This window comes from Porphyromonas canoris, from assembly GCF_000765975.1.
Lineage (GTDB): Bacteria > Bacteroidota > Bacteroidia > Bacteroidales > Porphyromonadaceae > Porphyromonas_A > Porphyromonas_A canoris.
This window is the reverse complement of sequence record NZ_JQZX01000017.1, coordinates 15,894-39,592: the sequence shown is the minus strand read 5'-3', so window position 1 is coordinate 39,592 and position 23,699 is coordinate 15,894. Positions and strand designations below refer to the sequence as shown.

The following is a 23,699-nucleotide window of genomic DNA, read 5'->3' as shown; positions in this document are numbered from 1 at the left end:
GAAAGATATGAGCAATATTATACGAAAAAAGGGACATATAATTCAATCTCACAGATTCAATAAAGCCATAAGTCGTATTCAAAAATTTTCAGGAAGCATTCCTCCGCCCACTCAGCTTAGTCCGGTCGATACAGATGGTGGATTCTTGGGACTTTTTGATCACAAAGTAACCGGGGCTGAGTTAAATAAAGTTACACAAGGTATAAATAAGAGCTTTATTGCATATAACCAGCAGATAATATCTGTCATCAAAGAATTTAACGAAATTTACACTGCATTTGAAGCTCTTGATAAAGATTATATTCAAGGCATAATAATTTCTGTAAAATCAGCAGAGGCTGCTAGCAAACAGGCCAAAGAAGCAAGTGATAAAGCAAATAAAGCTATAAAAGATACGGGTAGAACAATTGAAGCGCTGTCCTCTAGTATTAGTAAGATAGCTAATATCCGAAACACTCTTACCGAGGAAATAAATTATTTAAAGCAATCGGTTCTCAGGATTGAAAAGGTAATAGGACTGGACGACAGTTCAAAAAAACACTTAGAAAAAATTAATACAATTTGGAAAGATATTAACGACCATACAACGTGCCTTCAGGAACTTGATAGCAAATTTGTTAGTCTATCTTCAAGCATATCGTACATTGATAACCTTAAAATAGAAGGACAGAAACATAGTAAGTCAATACAGGATCAGAATTTCAAGATAGATAATCTGATAGAATCCATAAAGAAGCTTGAAGTATCAGGCAAAGAAATGCAAGTTGCTGTCGAAAAGAACAAAGAAAACTTACTTTTAGTCATTGAAGATCTATCAAAAAAAATCTCTTTGAATATTCAAGAATCTGTAAAAGCACTTGGAGCTAAAGACGATGAATTAAATATAGGTATCCAAAATTTAAGCCGGAATTTAGAATCCTCTAAGAAGGATTTCCTGGACTCTGTTGCCTCTTTATCCAATCAGACAAAGAAAAATTTTGAACAAATCAATGATGAATTTAAACTCAAAATAGAGAAACAGGTAACAGATCTTGAAAAGCTGAGGAAAGAAAATAATGAATCTATCAATAATTTAAAGTTGGAGTTTGATAGATTATTAGCCCAAATGAACTCTGATGCAGAAGAAATAAGAAGCAAACTAGATAACAACATTTCTTCATTGTCCCATAAAATAGACTCTAATGTAAATAGTTTTAAATCTCAACTTCTTGAAATTACAGCTGACAATACTCACAAGCACTATAAACTATCGAAGAGACTTGATATTGCCTATATCATAGGAGGCTCTGCATCAGTCATTACCATCACCCATATTCTACTAAGATTACTAAATATACTCTGATGGAGAATATCTATAAAAGAGCCTTATTAGATAATGTTAGAACCATTTCTAAGGCATACAATACAGGAGGAAAACTAGAAGATTGTGTTGTTCGTGTTTTAAATAATGACGATAAGGCTGCAAATATTTTGTTGAGTATCGTATCTAAGGTAGAAACATCTAATGATACGGAACTTATCAGTCTGACTAAAGAGTTATTTTCAAATCTTATCAACTACTATGGATTTGAACGTATTATAAAAATCAAAGAAATCAATGCAAATCCTGACATACAAGAAAAGACATTTGAAGAATTAAAGGAAGAGCTGAATGAACTCATTGGATTAAAAACCGTAAAGGAAAAAGTCAACGATCTGATCTCCTACCAACAAGTACAGACGCTCAGAAAAAAACAAGGTTTAAAACAACCTTCAAGTACAATGCACCTAGCATTCATGGGTAATCCCGGTACAGGTAAGACAACTGTAGCTAGACTTATTGGACAGTTATACAAACATCTTGGCTTATTATCAAGAGGACACTTTGTAGAAGTCTCTCGTACCGATCTCATTGCCGGCTACCAAGGACAAACAGCACTCAAGGTAAAAAACGTAATAGATCAAGCTAAAGGAGGTGTTTTGTTTATTGATGAAGCCTACAGTATAACGGAAAATGATCACTCGGACTCTTACGGAAGAGAATGCCTCACTGAACTTACTAAAGCCTTGGAAGATTATAGAAATGATCTTATCGTTATCGTGGCTGGTTATACCGATCCAATGAAAAAGTTCTTTGATTCTAACCCCGGTCTCAGATCAAGATTCAACACATTTATTGAGTTTGAGGACTACAAACAAGATGAACTATCTGAAATATTTAAGCAGCTCTGTAGTAAGGGCGACTACAAAATAAGCAGTGAGGGATTAGCTAAGCTAGAAGGTATTTTTACAAATGAATTATCTAAAGAAAATTGCCTATTTGCAAATGGTCGTTTTGTCCGGAATGTTTATGAAAATGCAATAATAAAACATGCCCGAAGAGTTGCCAAAATGGAAAGCCCTACAATTAATGATTTATGTTTTATACTGGAGCAAGATATAATAGAGACATAAAAATATATTAGATTTAAACACTTATACTATGACCCATACATTACTCATAATCAAGCTATTTTTGTCTGTTAATAGTAAGTAAAAGCATACTATCTCTAACCAATAAGGATTTACTTCTTTAAGTTTTTATAGAGGCTATAAATTTTAGACTTATACCTATTTACAAATCTGCCTGATCGGGTTTAAGATTGGAAATCGGGGGTTGAAGTGAGGAAATCAAGGTTTGACTTTGAGAAGTCGGGGCTTGGTTTTTAGAAATCAAGCGTTGATGTACGAGAAGCAAGGTTTGGTTTGCAGATTCGGACAGGTTCGGAGAAAGATATGAACAGGTATAGAGAAAGATATTAAAGTGTTTGGGGAATGAACCGAAAAAGGGAAATTCTTTTTCCATACGGAGCTGCACGCAAAAAGAGAGGAGTGGGTTGGTGCTCTCTACTTGTTTCAGGAGATCTTCGAGAGAGCAGAAGCAATGCGTGGAGGTGTTCCGGCTGCTTACCGAGGGATTGAAAACAAGCAGTAGAAACGTATCTCTGTGAATGGGACAATAAAAAAGCCTCCATCCATCAGGATAGAGGCTTTTTATCGTTGTACAAAGAGATTTACTTGTTGATAGCCGCAATACCCGGAAGCTCTATTCCTTCGATTGCTTCCAAAAGAGCACCACCTCCGGTAGATACGTACGAGACTTGGTCTGCAAGGTCGAACTTATTGACGCAAGCCACGGAGTCTCCTCCGCCTATCAGTGAGAAAGCTCCTTTCTTGGTGGCTTCCACGATGGAGAGAGCCACTTCTCGTGATCCTTCTGCAAAGGTATCCATCTCGAAAACACCGCAAGGTCCGTTCCAAAGAATGGTTTTGGACTCTTCGATAACCTTTCCGAACATTTTTCTTGTCTCGGGACCGATGTCCATTCCTTCCCAACCGGCAGGGATCTCATTGCTCTTTACGACCTGATGTTTAGCATCGTTGCTAAAATCGTCTGCCACGACAGAGTCCACAGGTAAAAGAAGATTCACACCCTTTGCTTTGGCTTTTTCCAAAATGGCAAGAGCTACATCGAGCTTGTCCAACTCTACTATGGAGTTGCCTATCTCGCCTCCTCTTGCTTTGGTAAAGGTGTTGGTCATACCACCGCATACGATAAGGTTGTCCACTTTATCGAGAAGATTTTCGATGATACCTATCTTGGAAGATACCTTGCTGCCTCCCATGATGGCTGTGAACGGGCGTTTGATGTTATCCAACACATTGCGAACGGCTTCTACTTCTTTTCCCATGAGGAAGCCGAACATCTTGTGATCTTTGTCGAAGTGGTCTGCCATGAGTGCCGTAGAGGCATGTGCTCTGTGAGCAGTACCGAAAGCATCATTGACATAAACGTCGGCAAGGTCGGCAAGAGCCTTTGCAAACTCTTTTTGCTTTGCCTTGATCTCTTTCTTAGCCGCAGCTTTCTCCTCATCGGTAGCATCTTCTTTCAGTCCGCGAGGCTTTCCCTCTTCTTCCGCATAGAAGCGAAGGTTTTCGAGCAACAGGATCTCTCCCTCTTTGAGTGCTTCCACTTCTGCCTCTACCGCCGGACCAACAGAGTCTTTGACGAACTTCACGGGGCGACCCAACAGCTTCGACAGATGCTCTACGATATGAGAAAGCGAGAGTGCATCGGATACACCTTTCGGGCGTCCAAGATGGGAGCCCACGATGAGTCTTCCTCCGTCGTTCAAGATTTTGTTCAGAGTGGGGAGGGCGGCACGCATACGAGTGTCGTCTGTAATGTTGAAGTGTTCGTCGAGAGGAACATTGAAGTCCACACGAACAAAGGTCTTCTTCCCTTTGAAGTTGAAGTTTTCTATTATTGCCATGCTTGTCTATTATAATAATTTACGGAACATACTTGTCCTGCAAAGTTACACAAAAGAAATGTCTTTGTATCCGAAAGATTATCAAGAGGTAAAGATTTTGATCCGTACTCGTTGTTTCTCTTTCTGCCTCCTTTAGGAGTAGGGCTATATGCGTTCGACGGACTTTACACCCTTGACCGCCATGACCCTTTTGGTAAGAGAGGTAAGGGCATTATAGTCTTTCAGATAGACCACAAACGTACCCACAAAGAGACCGTCATACGACTCTATGTTGAAGCTGCGCAGGGTTACCTGTTCTATCTTGGATATATTCCCGGTGATGTTGGAGACTATGGATATATCGTCATTGCCCACCACACGGAGAGTAACCTCGTATCCGGCATTTCCTGCCCCTGCCCATTGGGCTTGAAGGATGCGGTATCCGAAGCGTTGGAAAAGATCGGGAGCGTTGGGGCAGTCCATACGATGCACCTTGATACCGTTGGTGGAGACATAGGCAAAGACTTTATCCCCGAAGATCGGCTTGCAACACTTCGCCAGATGGTACTCTATGCCGGTAAGGTTTTTGTCTATGACGAGGACATCCTGACCCTGTGCGATCTCTTCCGGAAGAGTGGTACGGACAAATGTTTCCGCACTGCGTTGGGTGCGGCTCTCTGCCGGGATGCTCTTTTCATCTATGATCTGCTTGTACTCGTCCACTACCTGATTGAGACTTATACTGCCTTCTGCAAGTGCAAGATAGAAGTCTGTAACGGTGCGGAAGCCTTTCTTTTTGATAAAACGGAAGAGTTCGGCATCGTCCAGCTCCACTTTTCTGTTCTTGAATCGACGTGCCAGCTCCTCCTTGGTAAACTCTATGGACTTTGCCGACTTCTCTCTAAGACTCTGCTTGATCTTGCTCCGCGCTTTGGCTGTCTGTACAAACTTGAGCCAGTCCGGCTTAGCCTCCTGCGTTCCGGAAGTGAGAATGCGGACACTGTCTCCGTTATTGAGTACATACTTAATGGTAACATTCTTGCCATTGACGTTACCTCCGACACATCTCAACCCCAGACCGGAGTGGATGGCAAAGGCAAAGTCGAGCACGGTGGCACCTTTGGGAAGATTGATAAGCTCGCCTTTGGGAGTAAAGACATAGATCTCCTTGTCGTAGATGTCCATCTTAAACTCTTTGATAAGGTCGGCACTCTGATGCTCTTTATCTTCTAAAAGCTGGCGAACACCTTTCATGAACTCATCCAAAGAGTCTTCCGACTTGATGCCTTTGTACCTCCAGTGGGCGGCAAGACCTTTTTCGGCAATCTCGTCCATACGTTCGGTACGGATCTGTACCTCGACCCATCTGTTCTCCGGACCCATCACGGTTATGTGCAGACTCTCGTAGCCGTTGCTCTTGGGCGCGGAAATCCAGTCTTTGAGCCTCTGCGGATTGGGTCTGTACATGTCCGTTACAACCGAGTAGGCTTGCCAACAGAGCGACTTTTCTCTCTGCACCGGAGCATCTATCACAATGCGTATGGCAAACAAATCGTAAATGTTCTCGAACTCGATCTGTTGCTTTTTGAGCTTATTCCGAATGGAGGATATGGATTTGGTTCTCCCTTTTATCTGGAATCGCAGTCCCTCTTTTTGCAGTCGCTCCTTGATAGGAGCTATAAATCTTGCAATGTAGGCGTCTCTATCTCTTTTCGTTTCGTTGAGCTTCTTTTTGATGAAGTCGAAAGTCTCTCTGTCCGTATATTTCAAGCAGAGATCCTCCATCTCGCTCTTGATAACATACAAGCCGAGCCTGTGTGCAAGAGGAGCATAAAGGAAAGAGACCTCCATGGCAAGAGCAATGCGAAAAGAGTCGTCCGGTATCTTGTTCACAAGACGAAGGAGTACCATACGATCGGCAAGCATAATGAGGATGACTCTGATATCTTCGGCAAAAGAGAGCAGAAGGTTGCGGAAGTTCTCGGAGTTTATTGCCGTGTTTCTGGCATAAAGCTCCGATGTCTTGAGCAACAGGGCTATCATGTGCGCTACCTCTTCTCCCACATTTTTGGAGATCTCTTGAAGCGAAAGTCCTCCCTTGTGTGCCGAACGATACAAGAGTATGGCAACGGCACAGTCTGCCCCAAGACCGATCTCTTCAAGAGCGAAAATAGCAGTGCGGAGATGCCTGTGAAGCCCCGATATACCGTTCCTGTCTCTATCGAGATGTCCCTCTTCAACACTTCTCTTTATGGTATCGAGGATCCATTTTCGACTGGGATGCCCGGAGATTTCCTTGTGAGAAAGAAGCTCTCTGGCAAGGGTGATGAGTTGCGCTTGTTCGTTCGGCGTAAACATGGTGTGTTATGATTCCGGAGTGAAAAGTAAAAGACTGTCTTTTACAGCCGCAGTGCGTGCCATATTTTCCGGGACAAACTTCCATGTGGAAGAGGGTCGGGGAGTCAAAGGATTGTGCGTCTGCAAATATTGCATCAGGAGATAGCGAAGATCTTTTTCGGATGTTCTCAGGATGCGACCATTGAGCTGCTCTTTGCTTAAAGAGATACCCTTTGTGAGCATACCGCCTCCACCGCTTCCACGATAGGAGTTTACAACGACTTTGTACTGATTATCCATCTTGAACGGTGTGCCGTCTTCGAGAGAAAGTATCGTTACACGCTCTCCTACCGGCTTGGTAATGTCCACCATGTAGCGTATGCCGTGAGCGGAGTCGAAGTTGTAGTACGGCTCTTGGAGCTTGGTCATCTTGTGCCCTGTCTCTTTCTGCTTGAAGAGCAAAAAGCTCTCTTCTCCCGGCTTGGCGGTACGAATCCAGGAAGCGTAGGAGTATTCGAGCGCAGATCTGACCTCTTCTCCCGAAAGAGAAAGGAGGTAGGTGGTGTTCTCATACTTGTACAGCTTGAAAAGATCTCGCATCAAAATCTCTCCCTGTCTGACCTCTGTGTTCATGGTAAGGGGTGAAGAGAAAGAGATATCCGCATCTTCAAACTGAGAGAGCTGTACCCGATGGATGAGATCCACGAAGGCACTCGGTCCGAAGAATGCCGGTCGGGAAGAGATCGGTTCGGTAGTGAAACCGACCGGAGAAGAGATAAACTTCTTCACGGCATCGTATTCACTCTTGAACTTTTCTATAAACTCTTCGGACGGCTTGGTATTATCAAGAGGAACGAGAGATGGCGCTATCCGAATGCCGTTAGGGGTAAACGTTACTTTGGTTTGTGAGATAAAAGATCCTCCGGCAGCAGGATTGATGACATAAGTATGCTTTTGGTGCTGAGGATGTGCCACGGAATCTATATAGGAAGCGTGATCGTGCCCACAGCATACAAGGTCTATCTCCGGCACGAGAGTGGCGAGAGCATAGCCTGCATCTTCTAACAGAGGTTCCTCAAGATTGGATTTTTTCCCTCTTCCTGCGTGCAGCAGTGCAACTATCATATCCGGAGACTCCTTTTCTTTTATCTCTCGGATATATGTTTGAGCCGTTGTTACAACATCTTCAAAGCGCATACCTTTCCACAGAGACTCGGGAAGAAAGTTCGGTACAGATGGTGTAGTAAGACCGAGTATAACTATCCTTTTGCCATCTTTCTCTATTGTGGTATAGGGGCGGAAGTAAGGATTTCCTGTGGATGTATCCGTAACATTGGCAGCCAAAAACGGCATGTTCAAATCCTTTTCAAATCTGTCATAGACGGGATGCCCTGTCTCTATGTCGTGATTTCCCACTGTTACGGCATCGTATTTCAGATAGTTGAGCACGTCTGCCATAAGATGAGAAGAGACCGTATCCATGAAGTTGTAGTAGTAAGCCGTCGGCTGACCTTGCAGGATGTCTCCGGCATCAAGAAGAATCATGTTCTTGTCTGCCTTCCTGACGGAATCTACATAAGTGGATATACGGGAGTAGCTCCCTTTCATCGGCTCATCCTGAATGAAGTTGTACGGAAAAACATTGCCATGCAGGTCGGTAGTGTGCAGAATGGTCAGGGTTACATCCTCTTTCTTCGTGCTATCGCACCGAGAGAAGAGAGGTAAAGTAAAAAGGAGAAGAAGAGTACCCAAGACTCTCTTCCAGTCATAGAATTGTTTTTTGTTTTGCATCTTGTATTTGTTGTTTCGGAACAGAAAAAGACTACTCTTGTACTCACCCAGGAGACAAGATGTAGTCTTTTCGTAAATAGTCTGTTAAAAGCAGGTTGTGTACGAGTACCGTTACCTTCTTATCTTCATCTCCTTGATGAGTCTGTCTGCTCCAAGGTAATCATTTAGGATAAAAAGGACATAATCCACATCGCAAATGATGCTTCTCTGATAGTTGGGCAGATATTGTATATCCCCTCCAACGCCTTCCCAGTTTCTATCAAAGTTAAGACCGATAAGTCTTCCATAGGCATCTATAACGGGACTTCCGGAATTTCCTCCCGTAGTATGCGTTGTAGCACAGAAGTTCACACGTTTCTTTCTATTCTCAGGCTTTTCTGCCAGAGCCTTTATATCGGGAAGAAGAGCGTACTCGGGGTTATTGGGATCATATTTTTCCAGCACACCTTCCATTGTTGTAGAGTGTCCGTAAAACACATTATCCTTCGGAGAGTAACCCTCTACTTTACCAAAAGTATATCTAAGAGTGGAGTTGGCATCGGGCCAAAGATTCAGCTCTCCCTCCATTTCCAACAATCCTTTGACATATATCTTTCTTGCTTCTGCAAAAGACTTGTCTTCCTGAGCAAGTGCTTCTTTCAGTCCGTTGTATCTGTTGCGCACAGAAGTAACAAGACGCACCAAAGGATCTTTCAGGTAAACCTCAGGAGAGAAGTTGAATAAAAACTCGCGATAACTCTCTCTGCTGCGATAGATGGTAGTGTTCCACAGATCCTCCACATACTTCTCTACATTTTTTACATCCTTTAAAGCACCCGGAAGATCGTTTACATCTGTTTCTACCATGTAAGCTCTGATCATCGCTTTCATGACTTTAACGTCCAGCATTCTGCTGTAATCTTTGTTGAAGAAATCGTCATAAGCTTTCAGAGCTTTCTCTACATTCGGCTTGGTTATCTCCTCTTTGGGAATGATCGGAACGGATATAGCCTCCACAGCTCTCAGCAACGCTTCGTCTATCAACCACATCTGCTTGCGGACATGTGCTCTGTTCTTGACCATTCTTTCTATGGTTGCCACTGCGGCTTTGTACTCCGGCTTATTGTTCTTTTCGGCATATCGGATAAGTTTGTCGGTCTGTGCCTGTTTCACTTTCTCCAGCTGCATCTTATTTATAGCCCAATTACTTCCTATGGCATTCTTATAAGCATTGGTGCTGTACGCATACTTGGAAGCATACATGATATTCAGAGCTTCATCCTTGCGCATCTCTTCAAGGAGATTGTTCTGTCTTATCTCACGCATTCTTATGCGTATGTCATTATCTATGTCTCTTCTTTCTACCACTTCGCTTGTAGTGTAGAAATGATTGGTGCGTCCCGGGAATCCTATAACCATTGCAAACTCTCCTTTTGCCACGGGCTTACTTGCAACTTGAAGATATCTCCTTGGTTTCAAAGGAATATTGTCGGGATCGTACTTTGCCGGATTGCCATTCTTGTCGGTATAAACACGGAAAACGCTGAAGTCGCCGGAGTGTCTCGGCCAAACCCAATTGTCTGTATCTTCACCATATTTACCTACACAAGAAGGCGGAGCCGCGACAAGACGTATATCGTGATATACTTTCTGTACAAAGAGATAGTGTTTGTTCCCTTCATAGAACGGACGCAGGGAAACCTGTGTACCGAACGGCATTTCTCCACCAATGATCTCCTTGTACCATGTTTCCCCTATCAGCTTGAGTGTTTCCGCTTCCGTTGCTTTGGGAGATAGGCTCTTGTGTTTATCGAAAAAAGTATCGACATATTTTGTGACATCTTCTATACGTTCCGTAAATGTTACTGTGGTTCCCGGATTTGGAAGCTCATCCTTCATGCTGTTAGCATAAAAACCATCTCTCAAATAGTTTTGATCCACGGTGGAATGCGCACGTATCTGATCGTATCCGCAGTGATGATTGGTGAATACAAGGCCTTTGTCCGACACAATACTGCCTGTACAACCTCTATCGAATATCACTATCGCATCCTTTATGGATGTTCCATTGGGGTTGTATATGTCGGTAGCTCTGAGCTTCAATCCCTTTTTTACCATCTTATTGTAGTTCTGTTTACTCATAAGAGGTAATAGCCACATACCCTCGTCGGCTCGAACAGAAGTATAACCACCGGAACAAACCAGCAATATTACCGCTGCAATCAATCCATTCAGACCTTTTGAGATCATCGTTTTCTTCATTTTTCCTTTATAGTATTATGTTGTTCTTGAATGCTTGTATAGTGGGACTTTCTTTTACTGTCCCATTGTTTGAACGGAAGACGAGAGAGAGCACTGTTATAATATCTTCCTTTTCCCGTAACCTCGGCACATATCCATTCCGGCAGATTTACGGGAGGATCCTGTCCCGGAGACAGCTCTACCTCTGCCGTGATAAGTCCTTCATTCTCTCCCAGAAATCTGTCTACTTCAAAGGTGTATCCTTCCCAGAGTATCCAGTATCTTATCTTATGTATCGGCGGATAGAGAGACATTTTAAGCATCTCCTTTGCATCCGTTAGCGGGATCTCATATTCGTATTCGTTTCTGGAAGAGGGATCTTCCTCCAACGGCATACCCTTTATGGTAAGATAGGCTTTATCTCCTGCCACACGAATGCGAAGAGTGAGATTTAACCCTTGATGATGTGAGCAGAGATAGCCCTGAATCATCTCCTGTTTCTTTATGGCTAAAGGTTCAAATCCCTCTTTTGCGATGTATTTCAGCTCTTTCTCTATCGCCATCTTACCTCTGCTTACGCTGTTCTTTCCTCATGGTGATTTGAGTGGCACCGAATCCGTACTCCTGAAAAGAGGCATCCTGCATGGAGCAGAAGTCATACCTGCTCTTCATGATCTTCTCTACCTCTTTCCTCAGTACGCCATCCCCTTTCCCGTGAATAAAGATGATCTTTTTACCCGGAAACTTTAGATTGGCTTCCATAGTCTCTATCACGGTTCGTTTTTGATACTCCAGTATATCCTTCGGTTCCATACCCACTGTGGTATCGAGCAGTTCATGATGATGCAGATCCACTACCAAAGGAGCATTGGGGTCTATCACCGGTTTGGCTTTTGCTTTTACCTTCTGATCCTGCCTGATCTTTTCGTCCATCTTATTCTGTATATCCTCCGAACGGATCTCAAATCGAGGAGCCTCCTTATCATCATTCATCAAAACGAATGTAATGGCACCCTCATCAAAGTAAGGATTGGGAGCAAAAGCATGACGCTTGAAAAATCTTTGCGGTTCCAGCTTTACCACTGCATCTATACAGGGTTTGGCTCCATATTTGGTATCGCTTTTATAAGGAATGATCTGGCATGCAATACGTCTTCTATCCGAAAGATCTTCCACGGCAAAAGACTCTATGTACTCCACCGAATCGTATGGAATATTACCACTGAAGAGCATTTTTCTCTCTCCCGTATCTCTATCCTCTGTGCTGTAAATAAGATAAAGGTCATAGTTACTCTCATTTACAATATACGCCTCATAGCCACACTTTCCGAGTTCGTTTATCTCATCGGGCAGATATGCCAGTACAATATTGAGTTTTTCTCCTGCTTTTGAAGTGGGTCTTGGGTGAACAGGTTTTGGTTTATGCTCCACCCGAACCTCCTCTTTAACCGGAAGTTTCAACTCTGCTTTGGGAACCAACGTGCTACCGGGCGTTATCACTACCACCTCGTTTTCGTAAACGGGAACGTCGAAACCATCTTCGGTCTCTACCATAACCACATTTCCGGAGCAGAAAGCCTTAACAACTCCTCCTCCTACACTGTCTAAAAATCTTACTGTATCTCCTATTTTTATTTTCATTCACGTCTCTATTTTTTCACTCTTTCAAAGTTCACTATTTTTGCCTACAAATACAAATAATAGGGTATGCAACGACAGCAGATAGAGTCAATAGAGATAAAATCTTTCAACTACGATTTACCTGAAGAGAGGATAGCCAAATATCCCTTGAAAGAGAGGGATAGTTCCAAACTGCTTCTGTTTAATGAAAACAGAGAGATAGAGGACAGATCTTTTTATCAACTGCCCGAACTCCTTCCGGAAAACTCTCTTTTGGTTTTCAACAACACGAAAGTAATCCATGCTCGGCTCCATTTCCGGAAAGAGACAGGGGCTCAAATAGAGATTTTCTGCCTTGAACCGCTCTATCCCGAATCTTATGAGATTAACCTCTCCACACAGCATGAAGTAACATGGATATGCCTGGTCGGAAATGCCAAAAAGTGGAAACCGGGCACCTCCGTCTCTCTTACCCTGAAAGATGAAAAAGGAAAAGAGATAACGGTATATGCCCGATACACTCCATCCACCACTCCGGACAGCCGGAATGTTACTTTTACATGGGATGCCCCGGTATCTTTTTCCGAGATACTGGAGCTGGCAGGCGAACTTCCCATACCGCCTTATCTCAACAGAAAGACGGAAGAGTGCGACTCCGAAACCTACCAAACCGTCTACGCCAAATGGGATGGAAGCGTGGCTGCACCAACGGCAGGGCTTCACTTTACGCCTGATGTATTGGAAGCCATAAAGCAGAAAGGGATAAAAACAACCCCTGTGACGCTTCACGTCGGAGCAGGAACATTCAAACCGGTAAAGAGTGAACTGATCTCTCAACACGAGATGCACAGAGAGATGATAGTGGTACAGAGAGCTACCATCAACACTCTGCTTGCTCACTTGGGCAGTATAACGGCAGTGGGAACCACCTCCACACGCACACTCGAAAGCCTTTATTACATCGGTGTTCATCTGATAGAAAACAGCTCCGAGCCTCTTTTCGTGGCGCAGTTCGAGCCTTATCACAAATCCTGTTCTCACACTGTGCAAGCTGCTTTAGAGGCTATCTTGAAATATATGGATGCCAACGGCTTGGATCAGATAGAAGGACACACCGAAATCATGATAGCTCCCGGCTTTGAGTTCAGGCTCATAGACCGGTTGATCACCAACTTTCATCAGCCACAGAGTACCCTTCTTCTGCTCATCTCTGCCTTTATAGGAGGTGGAGACGAATGGCGTAAAATCTACGACCATGCCCTAAAAAACGACTACAGATTCCTCAGTTATGGAGACAGCTCGCTACTCTACCGCAGCCGCTCATAAATGGATACTGAAACTTGCCATCCCCAATATCCTCAGCAATATTACCGTACCACTGCTGGGGATATTCGATCTCGGCATGTCCGGAAGACTTCAATATGTTCACGAGATAGGTGCCGTGGCTCTTGCCGCTACGCTTTTCAATATGCTGTACTGGACTTTCGGCTTTCTCCGTATGGGTACTACCGGACTCACTGCTCAGGCTTGCGGAAAAGGAGATAAGAGAGAGATGGGAAGGATACTCCAACAATCTCTTCTCATAGGTGGTCTCATAGGACTTTTGCTTCTTATTTTTGGAAAACAGCTGGCAGATTTTCTACTTGATTTCGTGACGTTTGAATCCCAAAAGAACGGCGAACTGATAGCCACCACAACAGACTATTTCCTCATAGTGATATGGGGTGCTCCGGCAGTGTTATGCAATTTTGCTCTCAACGGATGGATTATAGGCATGCAGAACAGCTGGTATCCGATGGCTATCGCTATCTTCACAAACGTTACCAATATCCTGCTCTCTGCTCTGTTTACATTCCGAATGGATATGGGCATAACAGGCATAGCCCTCGGAACAGCCATAGCTCATTGGTTGGGTCTTATCCTTCTTCTCTTTGGCGTTTGGTGGCTGTTCATACGAGGAAAAAAGGTCTCTTTCTCATGGAAAACAGATGAACTTAAACAGGGAATAGGAAAGTTTTTTCATACCAATCTCTTTATCTTCCTGCGTACCCTGCTATTGGTCATCACCAACACCTACTTTACTTATTATGGAGCATCGGAAGGTGAAATAGCTCTATCTGCCAATGCCATACTATTGCAGTTTCTATCCCTGTTTTCTTATTTTATAGATGGTTTTGCTTATGCCGCAGAGGCTATCATAGGACACCTTTTCGGAGCAGAGAGAAGAGTGGAGATACAAAAATTCATCTACCGTCTGCTGGGATACGGACTATTATTATCCCTTATCGCTTCCGGCATATACTTCTTATCCGGAGAGCATATACTGCGACTCTTCACGGACAAAACGGAAGTGCTGGAATACGCCGATCATTATCTTGTATGGATTTGGATTGTTCCCATTGCCGGATTTACTGCTTTTGTTTGGGACGGTGTGTTCATAGGATTGACCCTCACAAAAGATATGTTCATATCGATGCTCGTAGCGGTCTCCATCTATTTTACGATTATATATATTGAACCATCCCAAGATCCCAACTCCACTCTCTGGATAGCGATGCTGCTCTATCTTGCCATAAGAGGAGTAATGCTCAATCTGATATACAGCAAAAGAAAGCATACTCTGCTTCTTCACGCTTAGAACCATTGTTTCATGACACACATCTATTACATATACGTAGGATCTACCACACGATCTCCGGAGGAGATGCAAGAACTTACGAAAGAGATCCGAAACACCTACTTCTCAAATCTTATATCCTCCTCTTTTTTTCTCTCTCCCGGATACGGATCAGGAACCGGTAAAGTCTACACCAACGGAGTTTACAAGATAGAGACCTCTTTAGACCTTGATGCGCTTTCTCTTCTTCTGAAAACAATAGAAACGATATTCGGAAGAGATAAAAAAAAGAGTAATGGAGAGGTAGCTCTTGACCTGGATATAGTGGAAACAGATAACGTGGTAGTAAGAGAAAAAGAGCTCAATCAGTATCCTTACAAACAGGGAAAAAATGAACTTGACGAGATAATCAAAACAAATAAAACATCTGTTTTTTCTTCGTCCTGCAAGACTTAAACGAACATTTGATAGATAATATTTTCTCTCCTAATTTTTTATGTATCAAAATATTAGTTATATTCGTACCACAACGAAGCAACTATTTTTCCAAACCAAAATCTAAAATCGGTTGAAGTACTTAAAGAGAAAATAGTAAGATTATATCCACCCAAAAAGGATCAGATTCATGAAAAGTTCAGTAAGTACGGTCTATAAGACTTTCCTTATATCTGCTTTTGTCATTTTGATGTCCGGTATTACATGCGAACCTGAAACACGTTCCTTAGACCCATTTAGAAACTCACTTATCCGAAAATCCACTCCTTCTCCCTTGTATTTTTATATAAAAATGAACCCCTGACTTTCTACTCCTATAACCTTAAATCCAACCTGTCAAATTAGAGAATAATAGAAGTATATCATTATAAATATCTTATATTCAATTTGATATGAAAAATATCAAATTCGCGAAAAAATTTTTCTCAGTCCATTTCATGGGGCTTTTTCGCGTTAATTGGTGTGAATTTTAACACTCTTCTCTGTAAACGTTTCCTAATAAAGAAATTTGCCTTTTCAGGGGCTTTTTAGGGCAAAAATAGGTAATCATCTGATATTTAGCGTTTTAATGATTTTAGCTAAACACGTTAATCGAATCCGGTAAACGTGTTTAATGAAATCACTAAACGTGTTCGTTGAAAAATTAAACACGTTAAGCCGAAAGAATATGCNAACGTGTTTAATGAAATCACTAAACGTGTTCGTTGAAAAATTAAACACGTTAAGCCGAAAGAATATGCTCGTTTAGCGTTTTGGCTTAACGAGTATCGGAATTTGTGTTAATAAAACAGGGTAAATTTAACAGTTCGGTCGTGCTCTGAAAACGACCCCTCCGATCAAAATAGAATGAGAAAAAATGACCCAGATTTTAGCCGTTCACACCTGTATGGAATATATAAAAATGGTCTTCTGAAATTGTGGATAACTCTGTTCAAAAGCTGTTGAAAACTTTAGAGAAACTATTGGGCTTAAAATTTGGATTTCTAATAGATCATCCTGTATATAATAGTAAACAATATATCCAAACAGAAGAGAGAAAAGTTTCTAAAAAGTTTCACAGGGGTTTTCAACACAAAAAGTTTTCAACATAGAGCTATATAAGATATTCACACTGTCTTGATAACCCTATTTTCCATACTGATATATAGCATTTTATAAAGAAACCGGATTGTTGATAAAATGTTGATAACTGTTGGTAACTAAAACGCTTCAAAGTTCTCCACAATCCCAACAGGCATTATTATCATAGTATATGAGAGTATGTTTTTATCTTCTTTATTTCTTTTCTTCAACCTCAATCTTATTAATACAACAGATGTATATGAAGAGTGTTGAAAATGTGGAAAACTAAAGAAGAGAGGCAAAAGCCGGCTCCCTAAAAGAGGGTATATATAAGGCTAAATTTTCTTTATTGAAAGAATATATCTACCTTTGTGGAACAATAAAACAGAGCGGTGGATAGATTTGATTGCTTGCAACCACCTACAAAAAAATGCTAAAACATAGGCTTATCTCATAAGGTAAGATTTTATAGGTTCTATTTTGTAGGTCTGTCCCTGTGTAATGTTTTACAGAGACGGACTTATTTTTTTATACCATAACAACATCAAAAAACAGATATAATATGAACTATTTATTTACATCGGAGTCTGTATCGGAAGGGCATCCCGATAAGGTGGCAGACCAAATATCGGATGCCATTTTGGATCACTTCTTATCGCAAGATTCTTCTTCCAAGGTAGCATGTGAGACACTCGTTACTACCGGACAGGTGGTAGTGGCAGGAGAGGTAAGCTCGGATGCTTATGTGGATGTTCAAGAAGTGGTGCGCGAAGTGATAGCAGAGATAGGATACACGAAGAGCGAGTATAGATTTGAAAGCGAATCTTGCGGCGTGCTCTCTGCCATACATGAACAGAGTTCGGATATCAACAGAGGCGTCGTAAGAGAGCAGGCAGAAGATCAGGGAGCAGGCGATCAGGGTATGATGTTTGGCTATGCAAGCAACGAGACAGCTATGTATATGCCTATCTCTCTTGAGTTTTCTCATGCACTTCTGAAAGAGCTTGCCCATATAAGAAAAGAGGAGCTGCATTTGATGCCTTACCTCAGGCCGGACTCCAAAAGTCAGGTTACCGTAGAGTATGGTCAGGATAGAAAACCTGTCCGTATCCATACGATAGTGGTGAGTACACAGCACGATGAGTTTATACAACCGGAAGAGAATACTCCCGAAGCTCATCTTGAGGCAGACTTAAAGATGCAGAAGAAGATAGAGGAAGATGTCAGAAACATACTCATACCACGTACAAAGGCACTTTTCCCAGAGTCGGTACAAGAGTTGTTGGATGATAACTATATTCTTCATGTCAATCCTACGGGTAAGTTTGTCATAGGCGGTCCTCACGGAGATACCGGTCTTACCGGACGAAAGATAATAGTGGATACCTACGGCGGAAGGGCTTCTCACGGTGGTGGAGCATTTAGCGGTAAAGATCCGAGCAAGGTAGACCGCTCGGCTGCTTATGCTTGCAGACACATCGCTAAGAATCTTGTGGCAGCCGGTGTGGCGGATGAAGTGCTTGTTCAAGTATCTTACGCCATAGGAGTGGCGCGTCCTACAAGTATCTATGTCAATACTTATGGTAGAAGTAAAGTAAGTCTGTCGGATGTGGAGATCGCACAAAAGATAGAGAAGATATTCGATATGCGTCCTTATGCAATAGAGAATCGTCTTCAGCTTCGTCATCCTATATACAGCGAAACAGCAAGGTATGGACACATGGGACGTACACCTAAAAAGGTAATCAAACACTTCCATTCCAGATACAATGGCACCATCTCCAAAGAGGTAGAGCTGTTCACATGGGAGAAGTTGGACTATGTGGATAAGGTAAAAGCCGAGTTCGGTCTCTGATAAGTGCTTCTATTACTCTCGCATGGGTAGCAAAAACAGAGATTGTAAGACCAATGTTTCGCGACTTTTGGATAGCGGAAAAGTTTCCTATACGCTTCATACGTATGAAGTAGATGAAGAGAATCTTTCCGCTATTCATCTGGCAGAAACGCTGGGTATAGATCCCGGAAAGATTTATAAGACTATTGTACTGGAGACTTCGGAGAGAAGTTTTGTGGTGGCAATGGTTGCGGCAGGAAGCGAAATAGATTTGAAAAAAGTGGCTTCCGCTCATGGTGTGAAGTCTGTAAAGCCTCTTCCCATGAAAGATCTTCTTGCCGTTACAGGATATATACGCGGAGGTTGCTCTCCCATAGGTCTCAAAAAGGCTTTTCCAGTCTATATCGACTCGGATGTACTGCTTTGCGATACCATCCTTATCAGTGCCGGAAAACGCGGTGTACAGGTGGAACTTTCGCCCAAAGACCTTATCTCTTATGTGGGAGCCGTGGTTGCAGATATCTCTCAGGATTGAGAGAGAAGTTTTGAAATCAGTTCTATATCTATCGGCCTTGTTATCTTGATATTCTCGCTCTCTCCTTCCACAAGAAGGGGAGACTTTTTATAGTACCATTGAAACAGGGATGCGTCGTCTGTGAAAGGCAGATCGCTTTTGAGGGCTTTATCGTAAGCCCTTTTTATTTGATCCGACCGGAAGAGTTGTGGAGTCTGTACCTCTACAATGGTAGAACGGTCTACGGGCAGGGTTTCTCCCTTTTCGGAAATGATTTGTCTAAGGGAATTGGTGCTTTCCACTACCGGAATGACGCAGGCATTACTGTTTTGTTCTGATGTTGTGAAAAGCCTGTCCAGCAGTTTCGGAGATATATTCGGTCTTACACCATCATGTATCGCCACTATCGTATCTTCTTTTTGCGGAATGGATAGAAGTCCGGACATGACACTCTCCGTGCGTGTGGCTCCTCCATTGACCAAAGTAACGGGTATATCGAACCGGTATTTTTCGGTTAAAGAGAGAAAAGTATTTCGATGTGCTTCGGGTATGACCACCACTATTTCAATAGCAGGATCGTAAGTGTGAAACGCTTTTATGGTATGAAAGATAACAGGCAAGCCGTTCACTTCCATAAACTGTTTTGGAAGAGTATTCTGCATCCGCTGTCCGGAACCTCCTGCCACTATTACTGCTATTCTCTTCTTCATACGCTCCTATTCATATAATATTTGGCTATTTCCCAGATACTCATTCCGGCGGCTACACTTACGTTGAGAGAGTGTTTCGTTCCGAACTGAGGTATCTCTATGGCTCCATCGCACATATTTACTATTTCCTGATCCACGCCTTTCACTTCGTGTCCGATAACGAGGGCAAGAGGCTGCTCTTTCAGCTCTTTCAGTTTTTTCTCTATCTCCTGAAGAGGAATGCTGTTTTGGGTCTGTTCGAGAGCAAGAAGGTGGTAGCCCTGCTCTTTAAGATGGGCGACAGCATCCGATGTGGACTCGAAGTAGCGCCACAGAACACTGTCTTCAGCTCCGAGTGCCGTCTTTCTTATATCCCGATGAGGGGGTGTGGCTGTGATACCACAGAGGTATAGAGCATCGACCAAAAAGGCATCGGCAGTGCGGAACACGGAACCGATATTGTTCATGCTTCTTACATTGTCCAGCACTATAACCAAGGGAATCTTCTTTTGCTGCTTGAACTCCTCCTGTGTCAGGCGGTTCATCTCCACAACAGATAGTTTAATATTGTCATTCATAACTCAAAGGGGTAAGTGCAGAAAGGTTATTGCAAGCTCTTCTTACTACTTTTCCACTCTCTGTTTTGGGTAGGGAAGATACAAGCTGAAAGTATTTGGGTCTCTCTTTGGTTTCAAGTCTTTTGGCGATGTTACGGCTTAGAATATCGGGTGTTATCTCTCCTTCAAGAAGGATGACAAGAGCTTCGCCCCAAAGAGGATGCGGAACGGATGTCAGAAGAAAAGGAACAGGTATGACGGGAGAAAGCTTCTGTTCGAGCTCTTCCGGTTGAAGTTTGATGCCGGCACTGTTGATAACATTGTCGAGTCTTCCCAATATCCGAAAAGTACCATCCGGAAAAAGTACGCCTTTATCGTTCGTGACTATTGGAGTATCGCAAAGATGAGGAACATTTATCGTGATGGCATCATTTGCCGAGAGAGATATAGAGACATTTTTAAGAGGGGTAAACGAGAGAGAACGCCCTGTACCATTGATCCTTCGGATAGCTATATGAGAAAATGTCTCTGTCATTCCGTATGTGGCATAGATCCTGCTGGGGAGTTGCATGAGCTGCTCTTCAAGCTCGGAATAGATGCTTGCACCTCCTATGATAAGGGTTTTGATGTTGGAAAGTCGCTCTTTCTCCAAACGGTTTTCCATACTTTTTTCTACCTGCAGAGGTACCATTGCCGCAAAATCGATATCGGGAAGAGCATCCATTGCAAGCGGATGTGCGGAGGCGGGGGAGAGAATAAGTTTGAGAGATCCCTCTATGGCTCTTATCACCATCATCTTGGCTGCTATGTAAGATAGCGACATGGCACAAAAAGCAGTAGCACCGGGAGAGAGAGCGAATGTTTCCAGCGTGAGTCGTGCGCTTCGTCTCATCTTCTCTTTCTCCGCAAGAATTGTTTTGGGTGTACCGGTAGAACCCGAAGTGTGAAGAGCTATCAGAGGAGAAGGGCTATACCATTCGTCCAGAAAAGCTTCCAGCTCCCCTTTCAGCTTTTTCTCTTCTTCCGAATTTCTGCATAGGACAGATATGTCGGCGGAAGCAGTGTCTCTGTCCGGCTTTATGTTCTCTGCATCTGTTCCTCTCATTTTCCGGTTTATCATGAACGGTGATACCATATTTCCGCTCCTTTTCTATATATGGGAGTAGAGATATTGTTGGTAAAAAGCTCTCCTGTTCCCAAACCTTGCGGACGTTCCACGCCGTGAGAGGAAACCCAATGCGCTATGGCATTCAACCCGATGTTGGATTCCAATGCAGATGTTGCCCACCAAAGGATACCGATTCGTTCAGCCAACTCTATCCATTCGTCACACCCATAAAAAGAGCCATGGAGTGTGGGTTTAAGTATGATGTAGTGCGGACGAATGGTTTCCAAAAGAGATTGCTTCTCCTCTGTTTCGTAAACTCCTATCAGCTCTTCGTCCAAAGCAACAGGAATGGGAGTATCTCTGACAATCTTCGACATCTTCTCCGGCTCCCCTGCGGCTATGGGTTGCTCGATGGAGTGGATCTTGTATTGGGATAGAGTTTCCAATTTTCCGAGTGCTTCAGAAAAAGAGAAGGCGCCGTTAGCATCCAATCTTATCTCCAGATCTTCGGCTGAAAACCTGCTACGAATGCGATGAAGCAGGTCTATTTCGGAATCGAAAGCAATAGCTCCGATCTTTAGTTTAAGGCATCGAAAGCCATCATGAAGCTTCTCTTCTATTCTCCTTAGCATCTCATCATGAGATCCCATCCATATAAGACCATTGATGGGAATACCTTTTTCTCCTCTCGAAAATGGGGTGTCTGTATGCGCCAATCCTCCAGCCTTTATATGTCTGAGAGCTGTTTCTATACCAAACAGAATAGATGGATATTGTTTCCAACTTGGAGTGGGAGACCAGGAATCATTCTCGATTTGATGTAATAGATCGGATAGCTTACTGTGATACTCCTGTGAGAAGTCGGGGCTAAGATCTTCCAGTGGAGCACACTCTCCGATAATCTCCTTCCCTTGCGGTGTATCTCTCTCTATGTAAAAGACATTTTTTGTGAGATATACCCCTCTGGAAGTTTTTGCCGGCTGTTTGAATATCAGCTTCTCTTTACGGATAGTCAGCTCCATAATACCACGGAAAGATTATGGGAGTTTTGGAAACTTAGACCAGTCCGGCTTTCTCTTTTCCAAAAAGGCTGTTTTACCCTCTTGTGCTTCATCGGTAAGATAGTAAAGCATTGTAGCATCACCGGCCAACTCCTGAATACCTGCCTGACCATCCAACTCTGCATTCAGACCGGCTTTGATCATTCGCAGTGCAAGCGGACTGAGAGACATCATCTCCTCAGACCATTTGACATACTCGTCTTCGAGCTGTTCCAAAGGCACAACAGTATTTACCAAACCCATATCCAATGCTTCTTGTGCATTGTACTGACGGCATAAAAACCAAATCTCTCTGGCTTTCTTTTGTCCCACAACACGAGCAAGATAAGAAGATCCAAATCCGGCATCAAAACTACCTACTCTCGGTCCGGTCTGTCCGAATCTTGCGTTTTCTGAAGCGATACTCAAGTCGCAAACGACATGAAGGACATGACCTCCGCCGATGGCAAATCCATTCACCGCAGCAATGACAGGTTTCGGAATGGAGCGAATCTGTTTTTGTACATCCAATACGCTTAGTCTTGGAACACCATCCTTTCCGATGTAGCCGCCACGACCTTTTACATTCTGATCTCCTCCGGCACAGAAAGCAACATCTCCTGCTCCGGTAATCACAACAACACAAATATCTGCTTCTTCTCTGCAAATACGGAGAGCATCACTCATCTCTGCCGTTGTCTGTGGAGTGAAAGCGTTTCTGTATCGTTCCCGATTGATTGTAATTCGTGCAATTCCGTTGTAAAAATCGAAGAGAATCTCTTCGTATTGTTTAATCGTTCTCCATTCTCTATTGGTACTCATTATACTTTCTGTTTTATTTTGAATTTGTTTGTTGTAAAGGTACTCATTTTTCACTCCTTGTACCGATTAAGAAGCAAATCTTTTGCTGATTATTTGGTGGTTCGGAATTTCCTTTGTAATTTTGCATCACAAAAACAAGGTATTGACCCATGGTGTAATGGTAGCACTACAGGTTTTGGTTCTGTCTGTCGAGGTTCGAATCCTCGTGGGTCAACATAGAGGAGGCTTCTAATTTATGGTTAGATAGCCTCCTTTTCTTTTTATAAGGTCTATTTATTGCTAATTTTGTACAGTACTAAACAAAAATCATAGAGCTACTATGGATAAGCATAAAAATAGCAAGGAGCAAGATAAGCTTGATATCATCTATACCACAGAGGAACAAACAATGGATATTGGATTTGATGATGACGAACTTCCTGAAGTGGAAGGCATGACTCTCGTAGATGCTTACTACGTAGAGGATCACATGGTGGAGTATTATGTGGAGAAGAGAGAGCATTTTGCAAAAGAGATAGCTCGCGCCTACGTCAAGGCAGGGTATAACGCAGAACGCAGAGATGCCGGAAATGATGAGGGAGAAGCCGTGATGGCGATAGATCATACAGGAAAGGTTGTGGGAATGATCCTGCTGAATCCGTATGAAACCGATAACCTTATTGCTGCTGAGGCAGAAGGTAAACTTAACGAAGCGATTTTAGGATCTTTGAATAGCTGACCTG

At 42.9% G+C, this 23,699-nt stretch carries 19 protein-coding genes and 1 tRNA gene; 9 read left to right on the top strand and 11 right to left on the bottom strand.

The window, feature by feature from the left end:
* Positions 1-7 precede the first annotated feature (7 nt).
* Entirely contained in the window at positions 8-1,342 is a 1,335-nt protein-coding gene (locus HQ29_RS09430; RefSeq protein ID WP_036869486.1) for a coiled-coil domain-containing protein, read from the top strand.
* On the top strand, positions 1,342-2,433 hold the full coding sequence (locus HQ29_RS09425) for an AAA family ATPase (protein WP_036869485.1): 1,092 nt from the start codon (positions 1,342-1,344) through the stop codon (positions 2,431-2,433). Before HQ29_RS09430 ends, HQ29_RS09425 begins: the two co-directional genes overlap by 1 nt.
* Positions 2,434-3,032: 599 nt before the next feature.
* On the opposite strand, the gene HQ29_RS09420 is transcribed toward HQ29_RS09425, so the two are convergent.
* From HQ29_RS09420 to HQ29_RS09395, 6 genes are all read right to left on the bottom strand, one after another.
* Complete coding sequence (locus HQ29_RS09420) at positions 3,033-4,292, bottom strand: phosphoglycerate kinase (RefSeq protein ID WP_036790784.1); 1,260 nt, start codon at positions 4,290-4,292, stop codon at positions 3,033-3,035.
* A gap of 144 nt (positions 4,293-4,436) precedes the next feature.
* Positions 4,437-6,629 carry a RelA/SpoT family protein gene (locus HQ29_RS09415; RefSeq protein WP_036869484.1) on the bottom strand — a complete coding sequence of 731 codons (2,193 nt, stop codon included), beginning with the start codon at positions 6,627-6,629 and terminating at the stop codon, positions 4,437-4,439.
* Positions 6,630-6,635: 6 nt separating this feature from the next.
* Positions 6,636-8,399 (bottom strand): bifunctional metallophosphatase/5'-nucleotidase, encoded by a 1,764-nt coding sequence (locus HQ29_RS09410; protein ID WP_036869482.1) that lies wholly within the window; start codon positions 8,397-8,399, stop codon positions 6,636-6,638.
* A 111-nt stretch (positions 8,400-8,510) separates the two neighbouring features.
* Positions 8,511-10,640, bottom strand: a complete 2,130-nt coding sequence (locus HQ29_RS09405; protein WP_036869480.1) for a S46 family peptidase — start codon at positions 10,638-10,640, stop codon at positions 8,511-8,513.
* Positions 10,637-11,182 (bottom strand): CYTH domain-containing protein, encoded by a 546-nt coding sequence (locus tag HQ29_RS09400; protein WP_052090061.1) that lies wholly within the window; start codon positions 11,180-11,182, stop codon positions 10,637-10,639. Before HQ29_RS09400 ends, HQ29_RS09405 begins: the two co-directional genes overlap by 4 nt.
* 1 nt (position 11,183) lies before the next feature.
* Positions 11,184-12,260, bottom strand: coding sequence for a Smr/MutS family protein (locus HQ29_RS09395; protein ID WP_036869478.1), 1,077 nt, complete (start codon positions 12,258-12,260; stop codon positions 11,184-11,186).
* 66 nt (positions 12,261-12,326) lie between these two features.
* Between HQ29_RS09395 and HQ29_RS09390 the strand changes: the two genes are divergently transcribed.
* From HQ29_RS09390 to ybaK, 5 genes are all read left to right on the top strand, one after another.
* Complete coding sequence (locus tag HQ29_RS09390; RefSeq protein WP_036869476.1) at positions 12,327-13,565, top strand: S-adenosylmethionine:tRNA ribosyltransferase-isomerase; 1,239 nt, start codon at positions 12,327-12,329, stop codon at positions 13,563-13,565.
* On the top strand, positions 13,528-14,877 hold the full coding sequence (locus HQ29_RS09385; protein WP_036869474.1) for an MATE family efflux transporter: 1,350 nt from the start codon (positions 13,528-13,530) through the stop codon (positions 14,875-14,877). The genes HQ29_RS09390 and HQ29_RS09385 overlap by 38 nt, the downstream gene beginning before the upstream one ends.
* 12 nt (positions 14,878-14,889) lie before the next feature.
* Positions 14,890-15,312: a 2-amino-4-hydroxy-6-hydroxymethyldihydropteridine diphosphokinase gene (locus HQ29_RS09380; RefSeq protein ID WP_036869472.1), complete on the top strand. Its 423-nt coding sequence runs from the start codon at positions 14,890-14,892 to the stop codon at positions 15,310-15,312.
* A 1,663-nt stretch (positions 15,313-16,975) separates the two neighbouring features.
* Complete coding sequence (metK, locus tag HQ29_RS09375) at positions 16,976-18,268, top strand: methionine adenosyltransferase (protein ID WP_036869469.1); 1,293 nt, start codon at positions 16,976-16,978, stop codon at positions 18,266-18,268.
* Between the two features lie 22 nt (positions 18,269-18,290).
* Positions 18,291-18,782: a Cys-tRNA(Pro) deacylase gene (ybaK, locus tag HQ29_RS09370; RefSeq protein ID WP_036869466.1), complete on the top strand. Its 492-nt coding sequence runs from the start codon at positions 18,291-18,293 to the stop codon at positions 18,780-18,782.
* Here the strand turns inward: ybaK and ispD are convergent.
* Genes ispD through menB form a run of 5 tightly spaced genes read right to left on the bottom strand, consistent with a single transcriptional unit; the run spans position 18,773 to position 22,977 of the window.
* The gene (gene ispD, locus HQ29_RS09365) at positions 18,773-19,471 is read right to left on the bottom strand and encodes a 2-C-methyl-D-erythritol 4-phosphate cytidylyltransferase (RefSeq protein WP_036869464.1); all 699 of its coding nucleotides are present in this window, start codon (positions 19,469-19,471) and stop codon (positions 18,773-18,775) included. The genes ybaK and ispD overlap by 10 nt on opposite strands.
* On the bottom strand, positions 19,468-20,028 hold the full coding sequence (locus HQ29_RS09360) for an RNA methyltransferase (RefSeq protein ID WP_036790817.1): 561 nt from the start codon (positions 20,026-20,028) through the stop codon (positions 19,468-19,470). The genes ispD and HQ29_RS09360 overlap by 4 nt, the downstream gene beginning before the upstream one ends.
* Positions 20,021-21,112 (bottom strand): AMP-binding protein, encoded by a 1,092-nt coding sequence (locus HQ29_RS09355; RefSeq protein WP_161781579.1) that lies wholly within the window; start codon positions 21,110-21,112, stop codon positions 20,021-20,023. Before HQ29_RS09355 ends, HQ29_RS09360 begins: the two co-directional genes overlap by 8 nt.
* Positions 21,113-21,123: 11 nt before the next feature.
* Complete coding sequence (locus tag HQ29_RS09350; protein ID WP_036869462.1) at positions 21,124-22,137, bottom strand: o-succinylbenzoate synthase; 1,014 nt, start codon at positions 22,135-22,137, stop codon at positions 21,124-21,126.
* A gap of 15 nt (positions 22,138-22,152) precedes the next feature.
* Positions 22,153-22,977, bottom strand: coding sequence for a 1,4-dihydroxy-2-naphthoyl-CoA synthase (menB, locus tag HQ29_RS09345; RefSeq protein ID WP_036849302.1), 825 nt, complete (start codon positions 22,975-22,977; stop codon positions 22,153-22,155).
* A gap of 143 nt (positions 22,978-23,120) precedes the next feature.
* On the opposite strand from menB, the gene HQ29_RS09340 reads away from it, so the two are divergent.
* Positions 23,121-23,191, top strand: a tRNA-Gln gene (locus tag HQ29_RS09340).
* Between the two features lie 105 nt (positions 23,192-23,296).
* Entirely contained in the window at positions 23,297-23,695 is a 399-nt protein-coding gene (locus HQ29_RS10025) for a hypothetical protein (protein ID WP_052090059.1), read from the top strand.
* The last annotated feature ends 4 nt before the right edge of the window (positions 23,696-23,699 follow it).

What these genes read in the sequence shown, in the direction of transcription:
- HQ29_RS09395 (WP_036869478.1), bottom strand. Translation starts at nt 12,260, where the DNA reads ATGAAAATAAAAATAGGAGATACAGTAAGATTTTTAGACAGTGTAGGA.
- HQ29_RS09420 (WP_036790784.1), bottom strand. Translation starts at nt 4,292, where the DNA reads ATGGCAATAATAGAAAACTTCAACTTCAAAGGGAAGAAGACCTTTGTT.
- ybaK (WP_036869466.1), top strand. Translation starts at nt 18,291, where the DNA reads ATGGGTAGCAAAAACAGAGATTGTAAGACCAATGTTTCGCGACTTTTG.
- HQ29_RS09380 (WP_036869472.1), top strand. Translation starts at nt 14,890, where the DNA reads ATGACACACATCTATTACATATACGTAGGATCTACCACACGATCTCCG.
- HQ29_RS09360 (WP_036790817.1), bottom strand. Translation starts at nt 20,028, where the DNA reads ATGAATGACAATATTAAACTATCTGTTGTGGAGATGAACCGCCTGACA.
- HQ29_RS09410 (WP_036869482.1), bottom strand. Translation starts at nt 8,399, where the DNA reads ATGCAAAACAAAAAACAATTCTATGACTGGAAGAGAGTCTTGGGTACT.
- metK (WP_036869469.1), top strand. Translation starts at nt 16,976, where the DNA reads ATGAACTATTTATTTACATCGGAGTCTGTATCGGAAGGGCATCCCGAT.
- menB (WP_036849302.1), bottom strand. Translation starts at nt 22,977, where the DNA reads ATGAGTACCAATAGAGAATGGAGAACGATTAAACAATACGAAGAGATT.
- HQ29_RS09415 (WP_036869484.1), bottom strand. Translation starts at nt 6,629, where the DNA reads ATGTTTACGCCGAACGAACAAGCGCAACTCATCACCCTTGCCAGAGAG.
- HQ29_RS09350 (WP_036869462.1), bottom strand. Translation starts at nt 22,137, where the DNA reads ATGGAGCTGACTATCCGTAAAGAGAAGCTGATATTCAAACAGCCGGCA.
- HQ29_RS10025 (WP_052090059.1), top strand. Translation starts at nt 23,297, where the DNA reads ATGGATAAGCATAAAAATAGCAAGGAGCAAGATAAGCTTGATATCATC.
- HQ29_RS09355 (WP_161781579.1), bottom strand. Translation starts at nt 21,112, where the DNA reads ATGAGAGGAACAGATGCAGAGAACATAAAGCCGGACAGAGACACTGCT.
- ispD (WP_036869464.1), bottom strand. Translation starts at nt 19,471, where the DNA reads ATGAAGAAGAGAATAGCAGTAATAGTGGCAGGAGGTTCCGGACAGCGG.
- HQ29_RS09425 (WP_036869485.1), top strand. Translation starts at nt 1,342, where the DNA reads ATGGAGAATATCTATAAAAGAGCCTTATTAGATAATGTTAGAACCATT.
- HQ29_RS09405 (WP_036869480.1), bottom strand. Translation starts at nt 10,640, where the DNA reads ATGAAGAAAACGATGATCTCAAAAGGTCTGAATGGATTGATTGCAGCG.
- HQ29_RS09430 (WP_036869486.1), top strand. Translation starts at nt 8, where the DNA reads ATGAGCAATATTATACGAAAAAAGGGACATATAATTCAATCTCACAGA.
- HQ29_RS09385 (WP_036869474.1), top strand. Translation starts at nt 13,528, where the DNA reads ATGGAGACAGCTCGCTACTCTACCGCAGCCGCTCATAAATGGATACTG.
- HQ29_RS09400 (WP_052090061.1), bottom strand. Translation starts at nt 11,182, where the DNA reads ATGGCGATAGAGAAAGAGCTGAAATACATCGCAAAAGAGGGATTTGAA.
- HQ29_RS09390 (WP_036869476.1), top strand. Translation starts at nt 12,327, where the DNA reads ATGCAACGACAGCAGATAGAGTCAATAGAGATAAAATCTTTCAACTAC.